Source organism: Paenibacillus chartarius (assembly GCF_042432825.1).
Lineage (GTDB): Bacteria > Bacillota > Bacilli > Paenibacillales > NBRC-103111 > Gordoniibacillus > Gordoniibacillus chartarius.
Window position 1 is genome coordinate 1 of record NZ_JBHLWN010000065.1, and the last position, 23,559, is coordinate 23,559.

Annotated in this window: 30 protein-coding genes; all 30 read left to right on the forward strand. The window is 53.5% G+C overall.

Translation table 11 applies throughout. The features are described 5' to 3' along the window. Positions 1-87 precede the first annotated feature (87 nt). The 30 genes from ACFFK0_RS15620 to ACFFK0_RS15765 all read left to right on the forward strand — a co-directional run bounded on the left by ACFFK0_RS15620 (position 88) and on the right by ACFFK0_RS15765 (position 23,556). Positions 88-363 carry a hypothetical protein gene (locus ACFFK0_RS15620; protein WP_377471184.1) on the forward strand — a complete coding sequence of 92 codons (276 nt, stop codon included), beginning with the start codon at positions 88-90 and terminating at the stop codon, positions 361-363. A gap of 122 nt (positions 364-485) precedes the next feature. After that, positions 486-1,787, forward strand: coding sequence for a DNA cytosine methyltransferase (locus tag ACFFK0_RS15625; RefSeq protein WP_377471185.1), 1,302 nt, complete (start codon positions 486-488; stop codon positions 1,785-1,787). Beyond that, positions 1,784-2,008 (forward strand): hypothetical protein, encoded by a 225-nt coding sequence (locus ACFFK0_RS15630; protein WP_377471186.1) that lies wholly within the window; start codon positions 1,784-1,786, stop codon positions 2,006-2,008. Before ACFFK0_RS15625 ends, ACFFK0_RS15630 begins: the two co-directional genes overlap by 4 nt. 48 nt (positions 2,009-2,056) lie before the next feature. Further along, the gene (locus ACFFK0_RS15635; protein WP_377471187.1) at positions 2,057-2,320 is read left to right on the forward strand and encodes a hypothetical protein; all 264 of its coding nucleotides are present in this window, start codon (positions 2,057-2,059) and stop codon (positions 2,318-2,320) included. After that, positions 2,314-3,111, forward strand: a complete 798-nt coding sequence (locus tag ACFFK0_RS15640; RefSeq protein ID WP_377471188.1) for a DNA adenine methylase — start codon at positions 2,314-2,316, stop codon at positions 3,109-3,111. Before ACFFK0_RS15635 ends, ACFFK0_RS15640 begins: the two co-directional genes overlap by 7 nt. Further along, a complete protein-coding gene (locus ACFFK0_RS15645) occupies positions 3,108-3,416 on the forward strand; it encodes a hypothetical protein (protein WP_377471189.1) in 309 nt (102 codons plus the stop codon). The genes ACFFK0_RS15640 and ACFFK0_RS15645 overlap by 4 nt, the downstream gene beginning before the upstream one ends. Before the next feature lie 17 nt (positions 3,417-3,433). Then, positions 3,434-3,625 (forward strand): hypothetical protein, encoded by a 192-nt coding sequence (locus tag ACFFK0_RS15650; protein ID WP_377471190.1) that lies wholly within the window; start codon positions 3,434-3,436, stop codon positions 3,623-3,625. A 3-nt stretch (positions 3,626-3,628) separates the two neighbouring features. Further along, entirely contained in the window at positions 3,629-3,823 is a 195-nt protein-coding gene (locus ACFFK0_RS15655; protein WP_377471191.1) for a DUF5049 domain-containing protein, read from the forward strand. A 118-nt stretch (positions 3,824-3,941) separates the two neighbouring features. Beyond that, the gene (locus ACFFK0_RS15660) at positions 3,942-5,510 is read left to right on the forward strand and encodes a CpaE/TadZ family protein (protein ID WP_377471193.1); all 1,569 of its coding nucleotides are present in this window, start codon (positions 3,942-3,944) and stop codon (positions 5,508-5,510) included. Between the two features lie 33 nt (positions 5,511-5,543). Further along, positions 5,544-5,774, forward strand: a complete 231-nt coding sequence (locus ACFFK0_RS15665) for a hypothetical protein (RefSeq protein ID WP_377471194.1) — start codon at positions 5,544-5,546, stop codon at positions 5,772-5,774. A 36-nt stretch (positions 5,775-5,810) separates the two neighbouring features. Continuing rightward, positions 5,811-6,959, forward strand: a complete 1,149-nt coding sequence (locus ACFFK0_RS15670) for an SAF domain-containing protein (RefSeq protein ID WP_377471195.1) — start codon at positions 5,811-5,813, stop codon at positions 6,957-6,959. A 15-nt stretch (positions 6,960-6,974) separates the two neighbouring features. Next, positions 6,975-7,700, forward strand: coding sequence for a hypothetical protein (locus tag ACFFK0_RS15675; protein WP_377471196.1), 726 nt, complete (start codon positions 6,975-6,977; stop codon positions 7,698-7,700). Beyond that, on the forward strand, positions 7,690-8,541 hold the full coding sequence (locus ACFFK0_RS15680) for a hypothetical protein (protein ID WP_377471198.1): 852 nt from the start codon (positions 7,690-7,692) through the stop codon (positions 8,539-8,541). Before ACFFK0_RS15675 ends, ACFFK0_RS15680 begins: the two co-directional genes overlap by 11 nt. After that, a complete protein-coding gene (locus ACFFK0_RS15685) occupies positions 8,526-10,397 on the forward strand; it encodes an ATPase, T2SS/T4P/T4SS family (RefSeq protein ID WP_377471199.1) in 1,872 nt (623 codons plus the stop codon). The genes ACFFK0_RS15680 and ACFFK0_RS15685 overlap by 16 nt, the downstream gene beginning before the upstream one ends. Next, a complete protein-coding gene (locus ACFFK0_RS15690; RefSeq protein ID WP_377471200.1) occupies positions 10,387-12,459 on the forward strand; it encodes a hypothetical protein in 2,073 nt (690 codons plus the stop codon). The genes ACFFK0_RS15685 and ACFFK0_RS15690 overlap by 11 nt, the downstream gene beginning before the upstream one ends. Before the next feature lie 74 nt (positions 12,460-12,533). Next, positions 12,534-13,013 carry an ABC transporter permease gene (locus tag ACFFK0_RS15695; protein WP_377471202.1) on the forward strand — a complete coding sequence of 160 codons (480 nt, stop codon included), beginning with the start codon at positions 12,534-12,536 and terminating at the stop codon, positions 13,011-13,013. Between the two features lie 87 nt (positions 13,014-13,100). Continuing rightward, on the forward strand, positions 13,101-13,499 hold the full coding sequence (locus ACFFK0_RS15700; protein ID WP_377471203.1) for a hypothetical protein: 399 nt from the start codon (positions 13,101-13,103) through the stop codon (positions 13,497-13,499). Further along, the gene (locus tag ACFFK0_RS15705) at positions 13,499-14,047 is read left to right on the forward strand and encodes a hypothetical protein (protein WP_377471204.1); all 549 of its coding nucleotides are present in this window, start codon (positions 13,499-13,501) and stop codon (positions 14,045-14,047) included. The genes ACFFK0_RS15700 and ACFFK0_RS15705 overlap by 1 nt, the downstream gene beginning before the upstream one ends. Further along, positions 14,034-15,014 (forward strand): hypothetical protein, encoded by a 981-nt coding sequence (locus ACFFK0_RS15710; protein WP_377471205.1) that lies wholly within the window; start codon positions 14,034-14,036, stop codon positions 15,012-15,014. The genes ACFFK0_RS15705 and ACFFK0_RS15710 overlap by 14 nt, the downstream gene beginning before the upstream one ends. 116 nt (positions 15,015-15,130) lie before the next feature. Next, entirely contained in the window at positions 15,131-16,237 is a 1,107-nt protein-coding gene (locus ACFFK0_RS15715) for a copper amine oxidase N-terminal domain-containing protein (protein WP_377471206.1), read from the forward strand. Positions 16,238-16,629: 392 nt separating this feature from the next. Then, positions 16,630-20,070 carry a DUF5704 domain-containing protein gene (locus tag ACFFK0_RS15720; protein WP_377471208.1) on the forward strand — a complete coding sequence of 1,147 codons (3,441 nt, stop codon included), beginning with the start codon at positions 16,630-16,632 and terminating at the stop codon, positions 20,068-20,070. A gap of 171 nt (positions 20,071-20,241) precedes the next feature. Continuing rightward, positions 20,242-20,436, forward strand: coding sequence for a hypothetical protein (locus ACFFK0_RS15725; RefSeq protein WP_377471209.1), 195 nt, complete (start codon positions 20,242-20,244; stop codon positions 20,434-20,436). A gap of 39 nt (positions 20,437-20,475) precedes the next feature. Next, on the forward strand, positions 20,476-20,667 hold the full coding sequence (locus ACFFK0_RS15730; protein ID WP_377471210.1) for a hypothetical protein: 192 nt from the start codon (positions 20,476-20,478) through the stop codon (positions 20,665-20,667). A gap of 29 nt (positions 20,668-20,696) precedes the next feature. Next, positions 20,697-21,017 (forward strand): DUF4259 domain-containing protein, encoded by a 321-nt coding sequence (locus ACFFK0_RS15735; protein WP_377471211.1) that lies wholly within the window; start codon positions 20,697-20,699, stop codon positions 21,015-21,017. A 37-nt stretch (positions 21,018-21,054) separates the two neighbouring features. Continuing rightward, on the forward strand, positions 21,055-21,210 hold the full coding sequence (locus tag ACFFK0_RS15740; protein ID WP_377471212.1) for a hypothetical protein: 156 nt from the start codon (positions 21,055-21,057) through the stop codon (positions 21,208-21,210). Positions 21,211-21,263: 53 nt separating this feature from the next. Continuing rightward, positions 21,264-21,566, forward strand: coding sequence for a DUF7678 domain-containing protein (locus ACFFK0_RS15745; protein ID WP_377471213.1), 303 nt, complete (start codon positions 21,264-21,266; stop codon positions 21,564-21,566). A 95-nt stretch (positions 21,567-21,661) separates the two neighbouring features. After that, positions 21,662-21,988, forward strand: coding sequence for a DUF6809 family protein (locus ACFFK0_RS15750; RefSeq protein WP_377471214.1), 327 nt, complete (start codon positions 21,662-21,664; stop codon positions 21,986-21,988). Positions 21,989-22,096: 108 nt separating this feature from the next. Beyond that, positions 22,097-22,423, forward strand: a complete 327-nt coding sequence (locus tag ACFFK0_RS15755) for a DUF7678 domain-containing protein (protein WP_377471215.1) — start codon at positions 22,097-22,099, stop codon at positions 22,421-22,423. 345 nt (positions 22,424-22,768) lie between these two features. Next, the gene (locus ACFFK0_RS15760) at positions 22,769-22,951 is read left to right on the forward strand and encodes an adenine nucleotide alpha hydrolase family protein (protein ID WP_377471216.1); all 183 of its coding nucleotides are present in this window, start codon (positions 22,769-22,771) and stop codon (positions 22,949-22,951) included. Positions 22,952-22,956: 5 nt separating this feature from the next. Further along, positions 22,957-23,556: a hypothetical protein gene (locus ACFFK0_RS15765; protein ID WP_377471217.1), complete on the forward strand. Its 600-nt coding sequence runs from the start codon at positions 22,957-22,959 to the stop codon at positions 23,554-23,556. Positions 23,557-23,559 lie beyond the last annotated feature (3 nt).

A 23,559-nucleotide genomic window follows, 5' to 3' on the forward strand; every position in this document is an offset into this window, starting at 1 on the left:
AAAACAAGACCCTGGCCGAAAGGCCAGAGCCGATGCGGGAATTTTTATTCCGAGAGGCTTACTTCAAAACAAAGGAGGAAACGTACCATGGGAAAATCCGTTCAAAAAGTGATGACGCGCGGCGTGCAACATTTGAATCTGCCCCCGGCTGTGGTGGACCTGTTTTTTCGGAAAGCGGAGTCGTTTTTGCCGAAGCATGATTTTCTCGTGTTTGAACCGCGAGGAGGCCGCGTGGCGATCGGCGACGGAGACGGCAAAAGGCTGGACGAACTGCAAATGTCGCTGCCGGAGAAGGTATGGGTCAAAACGGACGATTACGGCCATTCGCTGGTCATGACGGCGCTGTTTCCCCGGGAGTATTGATTTTTCATACAAAACAGATGACGGCTGTCCGGTTTGCGGGATGGCCGTTTTTTTATGCCCATATTCCTTTTTTGCCGTTTCGGGAGGTGATTTGCATTCATTTATGGGGTCCTTGTATCGATTTGTTTTGCGGCGCGGGCGGGCTGTCCTGCGGTTTTGCGCAAGCGGGCTTTGACATTCGTCTCGGAGTCGATGTGGATGCGTCCGCATTGCTTACGTTTGAACGCAACCACCCGCAGGCGAGAGCGATCAAGGAAGACGTCGCCCGCCTGACGGGGGACAAGCTCCGGGAGTTGGCGGGAAGCATGGCGGTGCTTGGCATCATCGGCGGGCCGCCGTGTCAGGGGTTCTCCTTGGCAGGAAACCACGATCCGGACGATGTCCGCAACCGGCTTCCGTATGAATACGCGAGGCTGCTTCGGGAAGTACAACCTGCCTTCTTCTTGATGGAAAACGTGAAGGGACTGCTCAGCAAAAAGCAGCGCATTCATTTTGATGCGATTTTCGAACTGTTCACGGCGGCAGGCTACAGGCTGGAATGGCTTTTGCTGAACGCTTGGGATTACGGCGTGGCTCAAACGAGGGAACGCGTAATTATTATCGGGTTTCGGACCGATCTGGACGTGGCTTTTGAGTGGCCGCCTCCGGATCCAAAGCGTCCGGTGCTGCGCGATGCGATTGGCGACTTGCCCGATCCGCTGGAAAACGGCACGGCGATGATGAACCATACACTGTCCAATCCTCATCCGATATCGATGGAGAATCGATTGAAAAATGCCGGGAAAGGCGTGGCAATGTTCGACTGCAAGGTGCAGGATTGGGAACGGCCGTGCAAAACGGTTACCGCCCATTTAGCCAAGGATGTCGATCTTGCCCATCCCGGTTGTCCGCCCAATCATGCGGGGCATTTGTTCGACAATGTTCGACAGAAGAGCCGCTTCGATCAGGAGAACCGCGCTGCTGGGTGGGACGATCCTTCTTTCACGATTACCGCGCACAGCCGTTCGGCGGGGTTGCATCCGAACCATGGACCGGTACCGTCGGACCCGGCTCACATTTTGAAGCTCGTTTCGCAAGCGGACGCGAACGGGGTCATCCCGCTCGATGCGTTACAAGCGGCGATGCCAACGCGGGTACGTGGACTGAAGGGACGCCAAAAAGTCGGATCCTGGCAAAAGCCGAATCCGACGATCACGGCGAATGCCGGGTTTTACGCCGGAGCGCACTATCATCCGGAGGTGGCCCGGCCCCGGCGGTTTACGGTGCGGGAGTGCGCCCGTATACAGTCCTTCCCGGACTCGTTTGTGTTTTACGGCAGCTTGAGCGCACAGTACCGGCAGGTCGGAAATGCGGTGCCGCCCAAGCTGGCGTATGCGTTGGCGTGCCAAATCGCCAAGGCGCTCAAGAGAGGAGAATGCCGGTGAGCCAGTTTTTATTGTTTATCGAAACGATGCCGGTCAGTTTGAACATTGTGCAACTGCATACGAAAGACAAGCGTGACGGCCTTCTCGTCACCGTTCATGTCCGCCGCGACAAGCCGAACCAATGGCAGTGGCAGTTCGAGACCGTGCAAGGGAAAAGCAAGTGGCACTGCGGCGATTTGGATGAACTGAAAAACTACTGGCGATTGTTTTCGCTGATGTAAGCAAAGAAGAAGGGATGGGCGGATTCAAATCGATCAGAGGTGGTGAATGTGCGGCAACTGCAACTGTACGTCAAAGAAATTCGGGGTGCGGTTTGCGTGATTGGTGTGGCGCCGGGAAAGGACCTGTACGTTTTGGGCAGTCGGGCGAACGTGCAAGAAGCGGTTGGTCATGCTCTGGTATATGCCCGGTTGCTTGGCGTGCCCGAACGGGAGATTTATGTTGGCGGACATTCGATTCCGCAGTTGGCAATGCTCGGAGCGGAGTTGGTCGTGTCATCTATCAAAAATGAAGGAGAGGATCGCCATTGCTGAAAAGTCCGATTCGCTGGCAAGGCGGCAAGTCGCGGCTTCGCGAGGACATTATCCGAAGGTTTCCGCCGCATGTCCTGTATGCCGAGGTGTTCGGCGGCGGAGGCTGGGTGTTGTTCGGAAAAGAACGGTCGAAAGTGGAAGTGTTTGCGGATATCAATTCCGAATTGGTCAACTTTTTTCGTGTCATTCAGGAAGATTGGGAGGCGCTTGCTAAAAGGTTTGAATGGGCGCTGTATGCCCGCGACGAATTCGTGCGCATTTTGAACCGGCGAAACGAGGAGCGCGATCCGGTCACCCGCGCCTACGATTTTTATTACCGCGTGTACTCCCATTTCGGCGGCAAGTACAACGACTGCGACGACTGGGGTTATACGCGAAGCAAGCCGGCCTACGACCTGAGCAAGGTCAAGGAAAAGTTCAAGGTGGCGCATGAGCGGCTGGTTGGAGTGTATATCGAAAACCGTTCGTTCGAGGAAGTTATCCCGCGATACGATTCGCCGGATAGCTTTTTTTATTGCGACCCGCCGTATCTCGGGCTTTCCGGTTACCTGTACAAGTTTAACGAAGCGGATCACCGGAAACTGCGCGAACTGTTAGGCGAGATCAAGGGTAAGTTTTTGCTCAGCATCAACGACCATCCGACGATCCGGGAATGGTACGCGCCGTTTGTGATCGAAGGCGTGGAAACGCGATACTCGATCGCCAAGCAGACGAAAGGGCGGCATCCAGCGAAGGAACTGCTGATTCGCAACTATGAACTTTCAAACAGCGGAACGAGGGAAGAGCGATGAGAATGGATATCCGCGTATATCGCCGCTACCGGAAGCATCCGTTTATCCCGGACTATGAAACGAGTCGGAACGGAAAACACGAAACGGTTTCCAATGCGCCGGTTTTTGTTGTATCCGCGCAGCGGCTGGATGATATCGCGCAACTGGAATCGGACGACTTGATCCGCCAGCATTGCCGGGAGCCGCTTCTTGTGTTTACGGATCGGCAGCGTCTCCTGGCCGGTTCGCCGGAAGGGTATGATTACCTCCGGTACACTTGCGTCATCGACGCCGAGACGGCGCGGGAGATTATAAGCCGATTGTAAGAAAGGATGAACGCCGGATGAGCGATCAGGTACGCATAGAGCCGAAAGGCGAGAAGTTTGCCGTTGTGCTGGAACACGGCGGGTCGATACAGGAAATGGATGTGCGGGATACGTACCGGGATGCGGAAAAGTTTGCATTTTATGTGGCGGAACGCGTCAAGCTGGATGTGTACTACAACGGACGAAAAATCGAAGGGAGGAGCGGTTAGCCGATGGTGAAGGTACCGAAAAAGGTGTTGGAAGGATTGGAGGCGGTACGCCGGTTGGGGGCAGTCAATATGCTGGATCGTCCGGGAGTCGTTCATTGGGCGGACAAGCTTGGGTATCCCGAAGCGGCCCAGTGGATTCGCGATCACCCGAAAACGTATGCAGAAGGCGTATTTGCCGGATTCGAGGCCGATTCGTAAAGGAAGTTTCGTTTTTGACCCCCAATATCCACAAACTTTATCCACATGCCTGTGAATAAATTGCGGTTGATCCATCTTGTACGATGAATGAAAACAGTTCGCCGGATTGGAGGTGATCTTGTTGCAATTGGTGTTGTTTCGTCACAATCATAGCCAGCGGACGAAGGCATGGATCGAGCGGCTAAAACAATCGGGGTACGACGTTAAATCTGTACATGATCCGGATCGGATCTCCGGGGAAACGGATTTTATCGTCATCGATACGACGGTCGGAAGATGGAAGGACTACGTCCGGTTGCTGGAGGGGCACGGGATTCCTGTCGTGTTGCTGACGGAGAGCGATGAGATGTTTACAGAGGATGAGCTTGCATCGCTCGGCGCAACCGGAACGGTGTCGCCAGAGGAGGAAACAGATCAGGTCTTCGCCAGATTTCTGCGGGTGAAAGAAAGCGATCCGTCCGATCAGGAAGCATCGGATGACCAGACAGCGTTTCCGCAGTATGGAAGAACGCTCATGTTGTCGGAAGTGAAAGAGCCGAAACAGGAAGGTCTGCTTCATGAAAAGCGAATAGAGCCGGAGGCATCAGTCGCAGCATCGGATCTCAAACCGTTCAATCCTCTGGATGCAGGAAAAGTACTTTCACAACGAAAGGCAGAGGCAGTGCGGCAAAGATTGACGGAGCGTTCATCTGTCGAGAGCGTTTCTGAGAATCATGAACATCGCACGATGGCTTCGTTAGAGCCTCTCTTTCAAGACTACATGCCGGCAAAGACGGCACTTCCGGAAGTCGAGGAACGAGAACCGGGAAACAATCCGGTGAAGGCACGATCCTTTACAACGGATGAGGAAACAGAGGGGTGGCCGGATGATTTGGCGGCACAACGTATGCGACAGTCTCCGCCGCTTCCCTCGCCCCGGAGAAGACGGGACCTTCCTGCGGTTGCGGCGGTTTATGGGGCCAAGGGTGGCGCAGGCAAAACGACATTTCTGTTGCACCTGGCCGCGCTGCTTTCAAAGGAAGAGCGGAGGGTATGCGTCCTTGATCTGGACCTGATGCACGGTACTGTCGCTTCGATGCTGCACATCCGACCGAATAAGACCATCGTCGATCTCGCACGCCGGATTGACGATCCGAAAGCGAGCCGGGCCTGTCTTCTGCAGACGAAGATGGGCTTTTCCATTGTCGCTTCGCCGCTGCAGCCGGGAACGTTCCGAATGGAGCGGGAACAACTCATTGCCATTTTGCGCTTTTTAAAAGAAGAGACGGACATCGTCCTGATCGATACGCCTGTCCATTTCGACAGCCTGATCAAGCTGGCATTGGAGCATGCCGAACAGTTATTCCTGATGACCACCGAAGAACCGGCCAGTATGGAGAGCCTTGCGCGAATGAAGCCGCTGTTCAGCAGCCTTCGGCCAACACCGGAACTGTACACCATCTGGAACCGGCTTTCGGAACCGGCGCCGAAGGAAGTATGGCGAGACGAGCTTCCTTGGCCGGAGATGCTGGAGTTGCCGGAAGACCCTACGGTCGGCAAAGCGGTTCGAAGCGGAGAGATTATCGCAAGCTCGTCTTGCAGTCCGTACCGTTTGCGGGTGAAACAGCTTGCGGATCGCTGGCTGGGTGTGGAACCGGAACGTCCGGGCGGCAAGCGGAACCTGCTTAGGCGTTTGCTAAGGACGTAAAACTTGAAACATGATCGGAGGGACAGTGAACTTATGAAAGTGCTCGAAGCGAAGGTGGCCCACCCCATCAATGCCGCAGGCGGCTTGTACGTTTTCATCGAGGGAACGCAGGAGGAGATCTACAAAGGCGACGCGGATCGTTTGGCGGTCCGGACCGCGAATGAGCAGGGATGGAATGGCGATGGACAAGCGACGATCGGCATGCCGGCACGCAAAGGCGTCAATTTGTACACGCGCGCGTACTGGTTTCATGAAAAACGGTAACTCGCTGCTCGATAACAGAAAGGAGAAGGATTGACCATGAACAGCAGGCAGCAAAAACGGGTCATCATCGCCTCCATCGCCGGAGGGTTGGTGTTGCTCTTGATTGCGTTTGGACTTGTGTTGGTTTTTCAGGCGAAACAAACGAGCTTCGAGAAACAACTGCAAATCGAATATGAGACGAAGATCAAGGAACGGGAGACGGTGGAGCAAGCCGCGAAGACGAGAGTGTTGGCGGCGAGCCGGAACATCCCTTCCGGAACAACCATTCAGGAGGGGGATGTGAAGATGGTAGAGGTGCCAACCTCCCTCGTTCCATCCGGGAATTTGAAGGAGCTGGGCGCGGCGGTAGGCAAAATCACCAAAATCGAATTGCAGCCGAACACCCCGATCCTAGCCTTGATGTTGTTTGAAGATAAACCGCTTCCGAAGGATCTACGGATTCAGGAATTTAATGTGATCCAACTCCCGTCGAATCTGCAAAAGGGGCAGTTCGTCGATGTGCGGATCAATTTCCCGACCGGCGAGGACTTCATTGTGCTAGCGAAAAAGAAAGTCCGGGAACTATCCGGCACGATCGTTTGGTACGACATGAATGAAGCTGAAATCTTGCGGGCATCAAGCGCCATCATCGATGCCTATTTGCAAGGAGCCAGACTGTACGCCCTTACCTATGTCGATCCGGGAATTCAGGAAGCCGCCATTGCCAACTATCCGTCCAATCCGAAAGTGCTTGACTTGATTGAACGCGATCCGAACCTGCTCGAAGAAGCGAAAACCGTGCTTGCCCGCCAGCTTCGAACCGTACTGGACAGCAATCTGAAAGCGATGAGCGATACGGACAAAATGCGGGTTGTGAGCGGCAACGTCAGCGTACAGCAGCAACTGCAAAACGAGCGCGTCACGACACAGCAAAACAATGCGTTCCGGCAGCAAAGCATTCAGCAGCAGGCTCAAACGCCAGTCGGCGCACAAACCATTCCGGCGGAACAAACAAAACCGGAACCTTCTTCGGGGCAGACGAGTACGCCCGCACCTTCCGAGCCGGCCCAAGCTACGCCTTCTCCTGATGCGGCAAAAGGTACCTCTATCCCGGCTTCTAACGGGAAATCCGACGCCGTGAGTGTGCCGTCCAAGACAGACCGGCTCGAAGATGTGTTTAGTCAATCGAATGCGGGCGGCTCATAAGGAAAGGAGGCAGACATGAAACAAATCGTTTTTTTCGGCGCGCCGGATAAAAGTCACTTGCTTCTGATGTTGGGCAAGCTGCTGGCAACTGCCGGGCAGCGGGTGCTGCTTGTCGATTCGACGTTCGCGCAGTCGGTGCAGGCGTACCTCCCCGACTCGGAGGAGCGTCCCGCCGCGTTCATCACCGAGTTTGAAGGAATGGATGTCGCCGGAGGGTTTATTACATTCCATCAGTTGGACCGCTATCTGAAGCAGACGGAGGGCAAATGGCCGCAATACGATGTCATGCTGCTCGATACGGACCATACCGAATTTGTCCAAGGCAGAGAACTGTCCTCGTTTGCGCATCGCGTCTGGTGCGGCAGCTTCGAGAAACTGGCGCTCAAGAAAAACGCGGAGTTGATGCGGCGGCTTGGTTTGGCGCAGTCCGCCGCGAAGCTGCTGCCGTTTTTCAAGCTGGTGTATCCGTTTGTTGAGTCCACGATGACCGAGGGGTATTTCGACTTTCTTTATATGCCGGATGCCGCTCAATGGCAGGAGCCGGTATTCCGCATCCCGCTCGATGACCGGGACGTGTCGGCCATGATCGATAACCAGCATCATAGCCGCATCCAAGTGAAAAAGCTGTCCGGTTCGTACGTCCGAACCGTGTTATCCATGGCGAGGACGCTGTTCGATTGGGACAGGCGGACCGTCAAAACCGCATGGAAGCGGGCGAGGAGGGATCGCCGTGGGACGTAATGTCGTTTTCTGGAGTCCGGTTCCGGGGCAAACGGGCAACACGACAAACCTGATCGCCGCCGCCGCGCTGCTGGGTCTTGAATATTCTTCCCGAATCCTGCTCTTCGGCCATTTGCAAAGCCGCCGCTTGCCGATCGAACAGGCGTTTCTTAAACGATCGTTGGGCGAAGAGGAGCTTGCGTCTGCCTCGGACTCCGGAATCGATGCGTTGATGCGGCTTGCGCAAAACCGCAAGCTGTCGCCGGAGATGATCCGGGACTACACCTTGCCGCTGCTGAAGGACCGGCTGGACCTGCTGCCCGGTTCGAATAAAGCGGACAAAGCGTTTATTCTTGGCGTAAAGGACGTATTGGATCCTTTGCTCGAGTCAGCCAACAGATATTACGACCTGACGCTGATCGACGGCGGCAGCGGCGCCGGCTCCGGTTGGACGCAGGCGCTCTTGCACAAAGCCGATCTGGTTGTCATCAGCCTCAACCAAAACCGCTTCGTATTGGAGCGGTTTTTTCAGTACCGGGAGGACCTGTTAGAGGACAAAAAGCAGCTGCTTGTTTTGGGACAATACGACCGACGCTCCGGTCATACCGCCCGAAATATTGCGCGGAAGCATAAGGCGAGCGTCCCGATCTACCCAATTCCGCATCAGGCAGGGTTCATGGACGCCTCGCAGGAAAGCCGGGCGATCGACTTTTTGTTTCGCAACCGCAGCGTTCCGCGCGATCATGAGCACCATTTTTTCATGCAGTGTGTGCGATCTCTTGCCCTAGCGATCATGGAACAGGCTGGATTAAACAAGCCGTTTTTCGGCGGGAAGGGGTGTAGCGGATGCTCGGTCTATTGAATGGGCTGCTTATCTTCGTTCTTCTTTTGCTCGCGGCTACTCTTATTTACTTCCGCATGAGCGGACGCAGGATCGAGAAGCCGCCGGAGGAGCGCGTCTATACGATCGAGGCGATGATCGCGTACGTCAAAAAATCGTTGCACGACCTGACGAGCAGCAATCTGTACGACCTCGGCTTGTCTGAAGAGGAGTTCCGCCGCCGGAAAAACAAGCGGATGGAACTAAAGAAGGCGCTGCGCGGCTGCACGTCCGGAGATTTGCGGGACAAGGCGTACGTCAAGCAGTATTTGGCGGATTTGCTTGTTCAGAACTATAAACTGGATGATACGAACATCAACCGGCTTATCCCTTTCGACGATCCGTACGAGCTTTCGCCGCAGGACCAGTTCGAGATTTTGCTGCACCTGTACAAGAAACGGTACCGCAACGATGCGCTCAGCGAACTGATCCGGAGGTACGAGCTGGACCGGCCCAAGCTCGGCATTGAGGACGGGCAAATCGAATCGTACCGGATTACCGCCGAGGACATCCACGACATCTATAAAGAGGAAGCGCGGCGGCTGCATTTCGAGGACAAGCTGCAAATTGTCGTACAGCGCATTTACCAAGCATACAAAGGCTTCAGCGTCGTCGATGATATCCGCGACATGAACATCGACGGCGTGTCGGGCGGTGTTTCCGGCTTGCCGTCTTCCGTATGGGAGGGAGAATGGGAATTTCAAGCCGACGAGTTGCTGCGGGAAGTGCCGAAGTCCCACGACAGTGTATGGATTTTCTACAGAGGGAAATCCATTCACTTAAGCTTCCTTTCCTTCAGCTCGGAGCAAGAACTGAAACGCGTCTGTCAGAATATCTACAAGCACAACTATCCCGGTCAATTGTCGGAAGCGAACGGCTTCAAAGTAAACGAGATGGCCGACGGCTCCCGCGTCGTCGTGCTGCGCCCCCGGTTCTCGGAATCGTGGGCGTTTTTTGTGCGCAAATTCGATGTGCAAAGCGCAATGTTGGAACAGCTCATCCGGGATGAAAACGCCCGGCTTCCGATCGGCTTGATCGCCTATCTCGTCAAGGGCGCCCGAATCACCGCGATCACCGGCGCACAAGGAAGCGGGAAAACGACGCTTCTCATGGCGATGGTCAAGTTCATATCCGCCACGTTTACGATCCGGGTGCAGGAGATGAGCTTCGAACTGCATTTGCGGAAAATTTACAAGGACCGCAATATTCTCAGCTTCCGCGAAACCGAGACCATTTCCGGCCAGGACGGACTCGACATCCAGAAAAAGACGGACGGCACCGTAAACATTCTCGGAGAGGTGGCGACCGATCCGGTCGCGGCGTGGATGATCCAGATGGCGCAGGTCGCTTCATTGTTCACGCTCTTTACCCACCATGCCAAGACGTTCCGCGATCTGGTGTTTTCGCTGCGAAACTCGCTCTTGAAAACCGGTGTGTTCACGAATGAAAAGGTGGCCGAGCAGCAGGTGATCAGCGTCGTCAATTTCGATATCCATCTGAAACGGGACATCAACGGACACCGCTACATTGAACGAATCACCGAGTGTGTCCCTCTTGATGAAGAGTTGGATTATCCTGCCCAATACCGGCAGTGCGAAAAACTGGAGGACAAGATGGCCGCGTTTATGGAGACGGCTGCAGAATATTTCCGGCGCACCACCGACCGGAAGCTGTACGAAGCGCGAAATGTGGTCGAATTCCGGGACGGAAGATATGTGGCAGTTCATCCGATCTCTGAACGAAATGTGAGAGAGATGCGCGAACACATGTCGGGTGCGGACCGCGCGGCATTCGAAGCGTTCCTTTCAAAGAATTGGGGTGTGCGGGATGGAGCTTAAAACGCTGTTGTCACTCGTCCTTGGCGGCGCCGTGGTATTTTTCCTTGCCGCCGTCCTGCTGTTCAAGCGGCTGTCCCGTGAAAATACAGGCGCGGGTTCGATCCGGGAATATGAAGAATTGCGGCTCCCAGGCAAACCGACGAACAAGCATGCCGTGTACAGCGTCTTGCAGCGTATGTATGTGAAAGTCGAACGGATTCCGCCGCTTCGCGCTTATCTGAACGCGATTCGCAAGCGGCTGTCTCTGCTTGCGCCGTATGACGAATGGAAGCTGCGGCTCGAGACGATCAAGATCGCGCTTTCGGCATGGGGTATCCTGGCCGCTGCCGCGATTCCGCTCATCCTGCTTGTCCGCGACCCGATGACGTTTTTTATGATGGCCATCGGCATTTGGGCGCTGCACGGGATGATCGCGGATGTGTTCGTTCACCGATTGGAGAACCGTCTTCTCCGCCAGCTTCGCTTGTTTTTGTCTGATGTGCGGCATCATTACCACCGGCACGGGATGGTGGAGGAAGCGATCTACGACGCGGCGGAAGCGGCGCCCCATGAAATGGCGCTGCACGGGCAGGAAGTGTGTGCTGTTCTCACGGCCAGCCATCCGGAAGAAAAACTCGAGCAGTATTATGAGGCGGCGCCGAACCGATTTCTCAAGGGACTGGCCGGCATTTCGCATCTGGTGAAAGAGTACGGCGACAAGAAACTCCAGAACGATTCGCTCTACTTGAAGGCGCTTGGGAAACTTGCGACCGAATTGAACCTGGACATTTTGCGGCGGGAGAAGCTCAGTTTCTTGCTGCAAGGACTGTCCGCGATTGCCCTGATCCCGATTTTGTTCACGAAGCCGATCGAAAGCTGGGCGCGCAACTACTTCCCAGCGATGGACGATTTTTATGCCGGCAAGTTCGGCTTGATGACGAAAATGGCCATCCTGCTGGTCATTCTTGTTTCGTACGTGCTGCTGCGCAGTATGCGGGAGTTGGACGGCGGACACCGGCCCGGACGGCGCAAGCCATGGGAGCAGATGGCCTACAATCATCCGTGGGTACGCAGGGTCATCGATCGGATCATGCCCGAATCCGGGACGCGGGAAGCCGCCCGCAGCGACATGCTGCTGAAAGAAACGAATTCGCCGCTCCGTTTGGAGTGGCTTGTTCTGCAGCGTGCGTCGGCTTGCATTCTCGCGTTTGTGCTTGCGCTCGGATTGTTTGTCACGCTTCATGCGGTGACGAAACACCAGTTTCTGTACGCGCCGGTCAAGCCGGAAACGATGTTCGGCCGCCTGTCGCCGCAGGAAGAAGCGCAAGGACGGGAAGCGGCGGCGCTCGATCGGCGGATCATGGCGGATGTGAAGGAGGTGAAAACCAGACTTTCGGAAGCGGTGATGGCCGAACTGCTGAAAGATCCGCGGATTGCGCGAGATGAAGAGGAGCTCCGGGACGCGGTGAAACGCATCCTGAAAAAAATGGACGCGGTAAACAGCGAATATTTGAAATGGTGGGAGGTGATGCTGGCTTTACTCAGCGGATGGGGCGGCTATTATGCTCCGGTCGGCGTTTTGTTGTTCCGGCGGCGGATGCGGCAAATGGAGATGAAGCACGAAGTTGACCAACTTCTCTCGGTGACCGCCATGCTGTCTGAAATGGAACGCATGTCGGTCGAGCACGTGCTGGAGTGGATGGAGCGGTTTGCGCATATTTTCAAAGCGCCGATTCAGCATTGCCTGCTTCACTACGAGCACGGCGCGGAGCAGGCGCTGGAGGCATTGAAGGAAGAAGCGCCGTTTCTGCCGTTTGTCCGCACGGTGGAGAAACTGCAGCTCGCGGTCGAGAAGATTCCGATCCGTCAAGCGTTCGACGATTTGGAATCCGAACAAGCTTTTGCCCAGGAGCAGCGCAAGCAGGACTATGAACGGCTGATCGAAACGAAAGCGGGCTGGGGGAAAATGATCGGCTTCGCACCGATGATGTCCCTCATTTTCGGATATCTCGTCTTCCCGCTGGTTTATGTGAGCTTGTCGCAAATGTCCGTGTACTACGAGCAAATTCAGCGAATTCAATAACAACAACACTGTGAGCCTTTCCATTGGAAGGCTTTTTTGTACCAAAATATCTTATTTAAAGGAGAGAATGATCCATGTCCAACGCACAAAAAGCGCTGGTGATGGCCGCAGGCATTTTCCTCGCCATCGCCCTCATTACACTGGCGGTTGTATTGTTTATCTCGGCCCAGGACTCGACCAAGGCGGCGCAAAGCAATTTCAGCAACATTCAAACGGAACTGTCGCAAACGGCGTTTACGGTGTACGACAATACGCTCGTTTCCGGAAGCCAGGTTGTCAACGCGCTGCGCAAGTTCAGCGATCAGGATCAATTCGGCATTCAAATCGTAACGGGGAAAAATCCGGCGGGTCAATGGTACGGCAAGGTGATCAATACAGGCGTTCCGATGGACAGCATTACGTACGGCTCGGTGGTCGGTCCGGGAACTGGCCGGCTCGATCATACGATGGATGAAGCGAACGTCAACTATGTGAATCCGAGCGGCAAGTTTAAGGCGCAGCTTGTGAAAGACAAGAGCAACGTCATTCGGGGCATTGTGTTCCGCCAGCAGTAAGCTTCTGAGTTAAAAAGATTTCTCAGCAGCCCGCTTGTCACACATAAAGTGCAGGCGGGCTCGCTGTAATGAAAGGAGGACAAGCAGATGAACCATTCCGTGCGCACGATGATCGACATGAGCTTTGCTTGTCTCGTGTTTGTGGCGGCCGCGACAGCCGGGTTGCTGTTGTTTCAAAGCGGCGCAGCACATTTGGATACCGCCTATATCGCAGGAAAAGCGCAAGATCGCGGCATAAACCCGACACTTTCCCCGGTTGCCGGAGACGGAACCGTGTCCGGTGCGGAAGTGCTGCAATCGGTCGGCCAGATCGGCGACATCGGAGCGGAGATCGTGGTGGATGGCGTCCGGTATTCCCCTTCGATGGAACGGGAGGACATCGCGGCATCGGCGATCCGGCTAAGCAGCCGCTATGTTCCTTCTTATGAACGGGGTCCGGATGGCCGGTTGCAGCGAGTCGTTTTTGCATCGCGAGGGGGTGCGTGATGGACAGCATTTCCAAGGTGTTTGCCATTCTCATTGCCATCCTGCTCCTGTACGTTTTCCCGATATCCTCCGCGTTCGACCAGCAGGATGACGTTTCCGAACTCGTGGCGCTGCGGGCAACGACTACGTTTGTCGATGCAGTCAGGGACAAGGGATACATTTCACCGACGATGTATAACGACTTCCTGCAGGCGATCCATGCGACCGGCAACACATTCGACGTGCGGATGGAGCACGGGCAAAAGCGTTACGTTCCGGTATACGCCGATCCGACTCGTCCAGAGACGTTCCAGGGGAAGTACGCCGTTCACTATGACATGTTTTACAACGCGCAAATCTTGCCGGTGCTGTTTCCAAACAGCGCGGCGGGCAAGGACGATCCGGCGCGCCGCTATAAACTGCATGTCGGGGATACGTTTTATGTCGTAGTGAAAAACACGAACCGGACGAACGGCACGATCTTGCACGATTTTTTGAACAACGCCAGCAGCCCGAATGAAAAAATCTTCATTCCCTACGGAGGCGTGGTACGCAATGAAGATGATTAATTGGGCGATTGTCGGCGTGCTGATTCTGCTTCCGTTCTATGTGATCAACCGGATCGATACCGAGACGCAGCGCAGGATGATGATTACAGAAATGCGCTACGACGCCGCGCTCGATGCGGCGGTCGACGATGCGGCGAGGGCGCTCTTGAACAATGCGAGCCAACAGCAGGAAGCTCGTTATGATTCGGTGAAACGAGTGAGGGTGAACAAGGACGAAGCGATCGACACATTTTACCGGACATTGTATATAAATTTTGGCATTGAGGAAGATCCGGTTGCGCAAGGCGTGCTTATGCGCTACATTCCGGCGGTGATCGTCATCGGCTATGACGGGTTCTGGGTGTATGCCGAGGAAGAGTTGCGAAATGCGGCCGGCGAAACGGAAATACGCCCTGTGTGGGGCCCGAAGAAGCCGTACGCCTATGCCGATGCGCAAGGGAACAGCTTGTCCTTTACACTCGACGATTACGTCATAGCGTATGAAGCAAGCAGCCGGACATGGCGGGAGGGCTTCCGCCCGGAACTCCAATCTGCGACCGCGATTCCTTTGCTTCGTGATGCGGAGTTATTCGAACAGGTGCGGCGCAGCACGATCGTTAACGCCATCCAGAATGAATTGGCATACCGGATTAACCGGCATAACCAGCACGTTTCACGGTACGGCGTGTCCTATACGTTTACGCTGCCGACGATCAGCGCAGAGGAATGGAAGAACACGGTGGGTGACATCGGTGTTATGGCGTTCGTCCAGGGCATTCCGATGGGAAGTAAAACGTACAACAACTATGCTTTGGGCGGCAGCCGGGTGTTGAAAAAGCCTGTCATCTTTGGGGCGATGAAAGACGGGAGAAAGGTCTATTACCGAAGCGCCTGCGGTTACTCCTACCCAGTGGAAGAGACGTTTGCTAGCGAGAAGGCGGCAGCGCAAAAGGGATATATGCCGCTTGCATGCGTCAACCATCCTTGAGCCGGAACTCTTTATTCAGGAGTGGACAGGTTCGCGCAGGGATTATATGATGGAAACACAACGTCGAATTCTTCCTGATATTCTCAATTTTTATCGAAAAAAGGAGTGAGGCGAACGTGAAAAAATGGGTAGGCGCGAGTCTGGCGCTGATGATGTTGTTTGGCCTGCCGGCCGGCATCTCCAGTGCGGCGGCAAAAGCGCCGGCGTTTGTCAGCGTCGTTATGGATGGGGAAAAGATCTGGTTTCCCGATGCGCAGGCGTTTATCGATGAAAACAGCCGGACACTCGTACCGGTCCGCTTTATTGCTGAAAAGATGAATGCCAAAGTGGGCTGGGAATCGGATACGATGACGGTTCCGATTGAGCGGGGCGATCGGCAAATCCGGCTGACGATTGGCGAAAACAAAGCGATCGTCAATGGCGAAGAGGTGACCTTTGACACGAAGGCGATCTTGAGAGGCGGCAGAACGTTTGTCCCTTTACGTTTTGTCAGTGAAGTGTTAGGCGCGAAAGTGGAATGGGACGACGCCACTTCGACCGTATTGATCTCGACAGTTGAGGATGTCGAAGCGAAATACGACCAATGGGGACGTCTGATCCGTACCACCGATCTGCCAAAGAATGCGAAGGATTATCCGTATATATTGGCGGATGTTCCTAATGAGATGTATGAGATGGGCTATCCGTATTCCAATCCAGAACGAAGCAAAGTATCGGCCGTTCTGTATGAAACGATTCCAGAGTATAACAAGGAGAATGTAGATATTTGGATGGGACGATTGAAAACGTTCGGAGCATTGTGGCTTAATGTGGACTACAAAACCATCGATGATGAATGGGCGAAAGCGATCTTCGCGACAAAAATGCAAAACTCCGATGCGGAGTTGAAATACATCCGGCGGTATGTGGAATGGGTAAAGGAAAATCAGATTCAAATTGAAGGATATCTTGACCCCGAACCATCCATGATATTTAACGATGGCTTGGGAGTAGACTACATTCGTTCAAGATTTCTCATTAAATTTATGTCTTATAAGGAAAGTAAAGAGTTGCTTTATGATACATGGTTTCCTAAAGATATAGTTTTTGATAAAAATGTGTGGTATGAAGGGTACACAGACATAAAAATGGGAACGAATGTAGGCGGAGATTGGGGTAGTACATTAAAGGTAGCCCCGAGTGCGAGCTTATTCTATAACCACATCATTAAGAAGGTGGAATAGAAATGTTTGTAAAAACAGCATATAAACGATTACTGTGCGTGCTTCTGGCATGCACTTTTTTATTGCCGATACTTTTCACGGATCAAGTCAAAGCATCTGCGCCAGAGATATGGACAAGAGATGGAATGATCAATTTTTCAATAACCAGCACAGCCGCCACATCATCAATTCGTTATAGAACAGTAGGATGGACGGTGCGCAGAGATCAATTATGTACGAATACAATGCCAAAGCAATGCGGAGATCCAAGAATCGGGAAGCATGCTTCTTTTTTAGATCAACAAGTTCGACAAGTAGGACAAGATCCGAATCCTCCTATTCCTGGGGCGCCATTAACCACGTTTTATGAAGTAAGTGAAGATCTTGTAACTAACGGAATGTGGCAGGCGGGAATGGGTGATATCAAGGACAATGACGATTTATATCTTTATGCCATCATGGTTTCGGTAAACGGCGACGGCTCGGTGCGAAAAGGACCATTCTATACCTTGCAAGAAATCAAGCGTGCTGAGCCGTGGGCGCATCCTGACGATCTGGATGATTACTTTGGCCTCCATGTACCATATCGCAGCGCAGATTTTCCGGTAAACGCGATAGCCAAAACCGAGGACGGCAAGGTCATCAACAAGCCGGAGGTCAAGTTTCTGAAGGGCAATTACAAGGTTGGGGAAACGATCAATCACGAGTTTCCGGCGACCATCGAAAACAACGGAAAAACGTACAGCATTGTCCGCTCGTACTTGTCGCCCAAACAGGATCCGTCAAAGAAAGATTGGCTGCAGGAAAATCCGGAAACGAACCCGAAGGTAAGAACCCGCAGTTTCACCGTCCATTTAGGCGGAACCGATGCGATTGCCGAGTACAGCGAAAGCAATCCTGTGAAGGCAATGTTTCTCACGGACAAAGGAGAGAAGCTGAGGCAGGACGAGGAACTGGAGCCGAAGAAAACAGGTGAAGAGGCTACCTACACCTTCCCGGCTACGCTCGATTACAAAGGAAACAAGTACGAGATCATCCGCTCGTATATTATGAACAATTCCGACCCGACCAAGGAGCTGTTTGTTCAGGAAAAGAGCGATCCGAAACTGAGGGAGCGGTCCATCACCGTCGGATCAGGCGGTTCCAACTTTGTAGGCATTTATAAAATCCCCTCGCCGGTGACGGTCACCTCCCGAATTCAAGCTCCGGATACGGTGGAACCTTCCGTCACCAACGTTGAAGGGGATTTTATATTTGAAGCGGAGTCATCTGCAACCTTGAAATCCTACGAGATAACGAACATCCAGAATGCCACGCTCGTTCGCTCAAGCGATCGAACCGGCGCACTCAGCGGAACAAAGGCCGGCAAAACGATCCCCATCAGCATCCCGTTTGCCTCCGGCGACAGCGTAACCGTGCAAATCACGGTTGTCGTTAAAGATTCGCTGAATCAAAGCGGCGATTCAACGGCGAAGCATACGGTGAAAAAAACGGTGGGCAATGAGCCGCCAACCTCGGGAGAGCCGCAGCAGACCGAGATAATGGACCCAAGCGCAACGGGCGTCATCAGAGCGGATCAGCGAGGTGCTGAGAAGTTCGATGTGCTGAAAGGAATTCCAACTTCCGAGAGCCTGTACGTGAACGCGCTTGCGAAGGCGTATTTGTACCGGAACGAGTTTACCCAAGTATCCGGTACGAAGCAATATCCGATTCAAGTGAGCAAAACGTATACACTGACATGGACAGAAAGCTATACAGTTTCGGATGGGGAAGGCAATTCGAGAACGGTTTATGTCCCGCGCTCGGCCACGCAGACGGTGACCAAAAGCTACACGGTTGAACGCAAGTACAGCTACTGGCTCATCAACAAGCTTGAAGTGTACGGCATTCAAAATGCTGACTTTTCCAACTACGCGCTGCCTTCAGGGAAAATAACGTTGCAACCGAACGGTTATACGCCGCCCAGCGTATCCGCATCCCACGACGCTTCGCTTGAGGAGCATATTTCCGATCCGGTCTATTCGAACGTAACACTTTCCGGACAGACCATTTCCGGAGGTTCCAGCCGGCCTTCCGTTCCGAACGAGGATTGGAAAAGCGAGGCCGAGAAGGCGATCGGCAAGATCAAAGTGAAAAACGATTCGCTTGTCTTTAATGGAACAACGGTGATGGACAACCGGACGGTGGAGGAGCAGGCTCCTGAGCCAGGTACAATTCCGGCTCCGCCGACGATCGGGCAGGATGTACTGTACGGAAAAGGCTACATGATCGATTCCGGCAAAGTAAACAAAGCCGACCAGCCAGGCTCGGGCACGATATCTTATTCTCTGGTCAATGGGATTAACGGCGGGTCGAATCAAACGTTTCCGATTAACGGCATCAATATCGTCACCGTGCATACGCCGGTCGTCAACTACGCCTCCGTTTCGGACGATAGAGCGCACAACCAGAAAACGACCCCGACAAATGGGCGGTCGGCGCTCATCCTGGACCGACCGTTTACCGTCACCGTACCAACTGGTGGCCAGCATCGGGACATTCCAGGATACGGCAACCGGGATTATGCGAAGTACACGAAAGACAGGCAAGTCTGGTTTCCGTTTGACGTATACAGCGACGACAAGTCGAGATTCATCCCGAAACAAACGTGGACGTCGATTCCGGCCGGGCAAGCTCAAATGACGTTTTTCCTGCCGGTATGGGTCGATGAAGGCAACTATGACGTGCTGTTCCGCACCTTTGCGGAAAACAGCCCGCAAGCCTCCTTTGGTACCCAAATGAACGCCAATCTCGAGGTGGCCAATCACGTCGCCACGCAGGTCGTTCCGGTGGAAGTCATCGGCCGCCTGTATGATTTCCGCATCACTGACGTTGCCGACTACAATTGGGAGACCGTGTTCCGGACGCATAAAGGAAGCGCCGCGCCAACCGGAAATGCTTATTGGGTGGGAACGAAAGGAATCGACGGCGCGACACGGGGCAACCAGCCTCCATTTGTGCTGCCGGTCCGGCAGGGCAGCCATTCGGATGCCGGGAAGAAAAACGTGGCCGTAAAGACGGGCTACCACATCAAGTTTGATCTCAAAACGAAAGGGAACATGTTCGGCTCGGGCGACGGTATCCGCATCACGCCAACCTTCTATTTTGTCGACAGCAAGGGACAGAACCGGCAAGAGGTCGATCTCTATTACCATTCGGAAAGTAAGAAATTTATCCGGATCGGCTCAAACGACGATGTGGAGCGGCGACTGATTACGCTGGATACGAGGTTGCGAAATGTGCCGCAGCAAGAGTTGATCAATACGGCAAGCTCGTTATGGAGTTTGAACGGCAGTCCGGGCACACAGCAATCGTATATTGACCAATACCTGAAAAGCGTCAAGAAGCCGATCTATGTCGGCGGGTTCGATATTATGCTCCTGCCGCCACAACTTCGGACGTTCATAGGCAGTATAAACGTACCGTCCGGCGTCGATGCGGCGCGCGCCAACGCTTCGGTGCAAAAGTGGTTCGGGGAATACAGCCTTCCCGCCGCGCCATATGTCGTCCCGAAAGGCTTCAATCTGGCTGAGTACGGACGTAAGAATCGGCTGGACGACAACTCGCCGATCTTCTTGAAGGACGGGTATATCATCGTCAACTTCAACTTTGAAACGATCCGCAATCGGGACTTGAACAACCCGCACTTGCAGTATATCTACGGGCCACTTAACAACCAATGGCAGATGGAAGGGTTTCAACGCAGCTTCACTGACCCCTACGGCGTGACGTTCCAGTTGAAGGACGGCGATGTCGTATTTTACCATGCGAACCTTTCTTCCTACGATGACTTCGGCACGGGCGGAACGCATTGATATTCTTTGAAGCTTCATCAATCTCGTAGCGAAAAGGATTCCTTAAAGCGGGGTCCTTTTCGCATTTACGGAGGTATGGATATGTACGTTATCCCATCCGGCGGCGGATGCTTTTGCCCGATCCAGCCGCCAGCCTGCTATGGATACGGTTTGCAGGAGGAGGGCGAAGAGATGCCGTCATTGGAACTGATAGGCAAACAAGAGAACGGCTTCGGTGAGACGATCTACTATATTCGGGATCAAAGCGGAACAACGAATATGGTTCATGAAAGCCATCTTTCGGACTTTATGAAGAAAAACGGCGCAACGGCGCTCAAAGAAGGGCTTCCGTTTCGCTACCCGTCACGATCAAAATGGGAACCTTGATAAAGGATGCGAGCGTTTGCTTAAACGAGGGAGATGGATATGACGTACAAAGAGTTCAAGCAGAAGGTGAAAAAAGCGTACCCGGAGGCCAACATCTCGTTTACCACCAATGGCGCTCAGTACATGGCGACGGTGGAAGGTCATTTGGTCCTTTACACGAATGCCGGAAGCGACGCCATATACGGCATGATGAACGGCGTATCGATCGGCAGATGCCTCGGAATCGAATAACGAATCCAAACAAGGAGCGTGATTGATAGATGGGCGCATGGGGTTACGGCATTTTCGATAATGACGATGCACTGGATATCCGGGACCGTTTTCGGCGGCATATCCGGCAAGGACTGCCGATCGAGGAAGTGACGAAACGGTGCATCGAGGACTTTCCGGATCCGATGAACGACGTCTCCGTCGTTTTGGCTCTTGCTGCTTTGCAAATGGAACAAAACAGGCTGCAGATGGAAATCAAAGCGCGCGCGCTAGTCATGATTGAGGATCGAAAAGATATCGCATCCTGGGTCGATCAGAAGAAAAGGATTCGGGAGTTGGAGGCATTCAAACAAAAACTGCTCCGGTTTTAACCGGATTCATTCTAACAGCTATCAGGAGGTGGGCGGCATGTTCAAATGTTCCTGCGGTGGATTTTTTCATGTGATCCGGGTTGAAGAGTACCCGAAGCATCTGAGCGGTCTCGAGAAGCTGAATTACATGCGCAAATGCACGGTAAAGTGCGACAAATGCGGCACGATCAAAGAAAATCAGCCTTACGATTAAGCCGGGCATGATCGGTACAAACGCTCGTGTCCTTTTCATTTGGAGGGATGAACATGTCATTTCAAGAAAAAGGTCCATGGTTCATGGGCCGATTGTTCGAAGGGGAAGTGGACGGTTATTTTGTTCAGGCTCAAGTATTTTCGGAGCCGTCCAAATACGGGATTGCCGAAGGTCGGATCAGCCGTCTGACGGTATATCCGGACCGGTCGGCAGGATTCCATCGAAATCTGGCCAATTACGATCGGGGATGGGACGGCGGGCTGCCGAACGACAGCCGGATCCGTTCGGTGGTGGAGAAAACGGTGCGCCATTTTGACGGGAAAAACGTCGATTGGTCATTCGAGGCCCGGCGCTAAAAAAAGAAGCCGAGACTGGCGGGAAAACGACTTGCCACACTGGGCGCAGCAGAGGTAAGATCGACACCAATACTTGCAAGGAAGGAGAGATGGGTGTGGATGGTGTGCCTCAATGGTTGACGGCGGCTTTTCGGAAACGGATCGATGAACTTGGACAGCGCATGCAAAGACATCCAAAGCACAGTGTGGCATGGAAAAAGGCTTCCGAGTTGTTTGAGCAGCTCCAGAAAACGTTCTCCGAAGAACAGCGTGGCCGGTTTGGCGAATGGGAGGATCAAGTAGGTCTTCAAGAGTCCATCGAAAAAGAAGAGATGTATGTGCGGGGATTTTTGGACGGTTTCCACATGTACGCCTGCCTGGATGAATTGATCAGTCAGATTCCGGCTGATGAGAGGTTCGGAAAAACAGATCCGACTCATTAAGCGGAATGGATCTCCCTATGATTGCTGTGCCCGTTCCATGGACGGGTATTTTTTCTGTTATAAAAGGCCGTTCTATCTATCGTCAACAATGGAAGGAGGGATTCGTCAATGGCCATCGTTTTGACCTGTTCGTGGGGGAAAGGTATGTGTTACGAGGGCGAGATCAACAGTTACTGCGTTCATGCACAGGTGATGGATGATCCGTCTGCGCAGGGAATTGCAGAGGGCCGTATTGTTCAATTTTATGTGAGCAAAACCGGTCTGTTCGGGATTCGGGATTGTGAGCTCTACTACAATCAGGGATGGGACAGCCCGCCGCCAATCGCGATTCGCTCCGTTGTAGAGCAAGCCGTCCGACAGATTGATGGGAAACGTGTGGATTGGGAGGTGGAAAGGCAGCGATACAGAGCAAGCTGGCGCGAGGACCCTATATGATTTCTGAACCCGTTGTTTTACAAAATTAATTGGAATGGGAAAGGAGAAGGCTATGGATTTTTTCCAAAAAACGCATTGCGACCGGTGCGGAAAACGATTGGAAGCCCGTATCACAAGTATGTTCAATACGGACACCTTATGCTTGGATTGCAAGAAGAAGGAAGAAGCTCATCCCGCCTATGAACGGGCGCGGAAAGCCGAACAGGATGCTGTCAGGCGCGGGGATATGAACTTTCCCGGCATCGGTCTGCCTCCGGATTTAAGATAAAGAGATTCTAATCGTAATCATGGCGAAGGTACAGAAATGTGCCTTCTTTTTTTGTCTTCATTTCGGGCATAAGGTAGGTGGTTCATATACAGCATGTTGTCATGTATTCGGGCGGCATCGGCAGTTGGGCAGTGGCGAAGCGGGTCGTTCAACAATTTGGGTCGGATCGGCTTGCGCTCCTTTTTGCAGATACGCGGATGGAGGATGAAGATCTGTACCGCTTTCTCGAGGAATCGGCGCAAGAGATCGGGGCGGTTTGATCCGTTTGGCCGATGGACGCACGCCTTGGCAGGTGTTTCGGGACGAACGTTACATCGGCAATTCGCGCGTCGATCCCTGCTCCAAGATTCTGAAGCGGAATTTATGTTTTCGCTGGCTGGAACAAAACTGCGATCCCGGTAAAACGATCGTCTATCTCGGTCTGGACTGGACGGAAATGCACCGCTATGAACGGGCGAAGCCGTATTGGTCGCCATGGAACATCCGCGCGCCGTTGTGCGAGGAACCGTATTTCACGAAACCGGACATGCTGGCATGGCTCAAGCAAACCGGCATTCGTCCGCCGCGCCTGTACGGCATGGGATTCCCGCACAACAATTGCGGCGGCTTTTGCGTCAAAGCCGGTCAAGCCCAATTCAAACTGCTGCTGAAGACGATGCCCGATCGCTATGCCTATCACGAACAGCAGGAGGAACTGTTACGGCGATACTTGAACAAAAATGTCGCCATTTTGCGCCGCACAGCGGGTGGAAGAACCGTACCGCTCACGCTGCGGCAACTGCGCGAAGAAACCGAGAAAAGCAGCCGCCCACTCCTTCCCGAAGCGGAGGAATGGGGCGGCTGCGGTTGTTTTGTGGATGTGTGAACG

What these genes read in the sequence shown, in the direction of transcription:
- ACFFK0_RS15620 (WP_377471184.1), top strand. Translation starts at nt 88, where the DNA reads ATGGGAAAATCCGTTCAAAAAGTGATGACGCGCGGCGTGCAACATTTG.
- ACFFK0_RS15645 (WP_377471189.1), top strand. Translation starts at nt 3,108, where the DNA reads ATGAGAATGGATATCCGCGTATATCGCCGCTACCGGAAGCATCCGTTT.
- ACFFK0_RS15650 (WP_377471190.1), top strand. Translation starts at nt 3,434, where the DNA reads ATGAGCGATCAGGTACGCATAGAGCCGAAAGGCGAGAAGTTTGCCGTT.
- ACFFK0_RS15655 (WP_377471191.1), top strand. Translation starts at nt 3,629, where the DNA reads ATGGTGAAGGTACCGAAAAAGGTGTTGGAAGGATTGGAGGCGGTACGC.
- ACFFK0_RS15665 (WP_377471194.1), top strand. Translation starts at nt 5,544, where the DNA reads ATGAAAGTGCTCGAAGCGAAGGTGGCCCACCCCATCAATGCCGCAGGC.
- ACFFK0_RS15670 (WP_377471195.1), top strand. Translation starts at nt 5,811, where the DNA reads ATGAACAGCAGGCAGCAAAAACGGGTCATCATCGCCTCCATCGCCGGA.
- ACFFK0_RS15675 (WP_377471196.1), top strand. Translation starts at nt 6,975, where the DNA reads ATGAAACAAATCGTTTTTTTCGGCGCGCCGGATAAAAGTCACTTGCTT.
- ACFFK0_RS15685 (WP_377471199.1), top strand. Translation starts at nt 8,526, where the DNA reads ATGCTCGGTCTATTGAATGGGCTGCTTATCTTCGTTCTTCTTTTGCTC.
- ACFFK0_RS15690 (WP_377471200.1), top strand. Translation starts at nt 10,387, where the DNA reads ATGGAGCTTAAAACGCTGTTGTCACTCGTCCTTGGCGGCGCCGTGGTA.
- ACFFK0_RS15695 (WP_377471202.1), top strand. Translation starts at nt 12,534, where the DNA reads ATGTCCAACGCACAAAAAGCGCTGGTGATGGCCGCAGGCATTTTCCTC.
- ACFFK0_RS15700 (WP_377471203.1), top strand. Translation starts at nt 13,101, where the DNA reads ATGAACCATTCCGTGCGCACGATGATCGACATGAGCTTTGCTTGTCTC.
- ACFFK0_RS15705 (WP_377471204.1), top strand. Translation starts at nt 13,499, where the DNA reads ATGGACAGCATTTCCAAGGTGTTTGCCATTCTCATTGCCATCCTGCTC.
- ACFFK0_RS15710 (WP_377471205.1), top strand. Translation starts at nt 14,034, where the DNA reads ATGAAGATGATTAATTGGGCGATTGTCGGCGTGCTGATTCTGCTTCCG.
- ACFFK0_RS15720 (WP_377471208.1), top strand. Translation starts at nt 16,630, where the DNA reads ATGGGTGATATCAAGGACAATGACGATTTATATCTTTATGCCATCATG.
- ACFFK0_RS15725 (WP_377471209.1), top strand. Translation starts at nt 20,242, where the DNA reads ATGCCGTCATTGGAACTGATAGGCAAACAAGAGAACGGCTTCGGTGAG.
- ACFFK0_RS15730 (WP_377471210.1), top strand. Translation starts at nt 20,476, where the DNA reads ATGACGTACAAAGAGTTCAAGCAGAAGGTGAAAAAAGCGTACCCGGAG.
- ACFFK0_RS15735 (WP_377471211.1), top strand. Translation starts at nt 20,697, where the DNA reads ATGGGCGCATGGGGTTACGGCATTTTCGATAATGACGATGCACTGGAT.
- ACFFK0_RS15740 (WP_377471212.1), top strand. Translation starts at nt 21,055, where the DNA reads ATGTTCAAATGTTCCTGCGGTGGATTTTTTCATGTGATCCGGGTTGAA.
- ACFFK0_RS15745 (WP_377471213.1), top strand. Translation starts at nt 21,264, where the DNA reads ATGTCATTTCAAGAAAAAGGTCCATGGTTCATGGGCCGATTGTTCGAA.
- ACFFK0_RS15755 (WP_377471215.1), top strand. Translation starts at nt 22,097, where the DNA reads ATGGCCATCGTTTTGACCTGTTCGTGGGGGAAAGGTATGTGTTACGAG.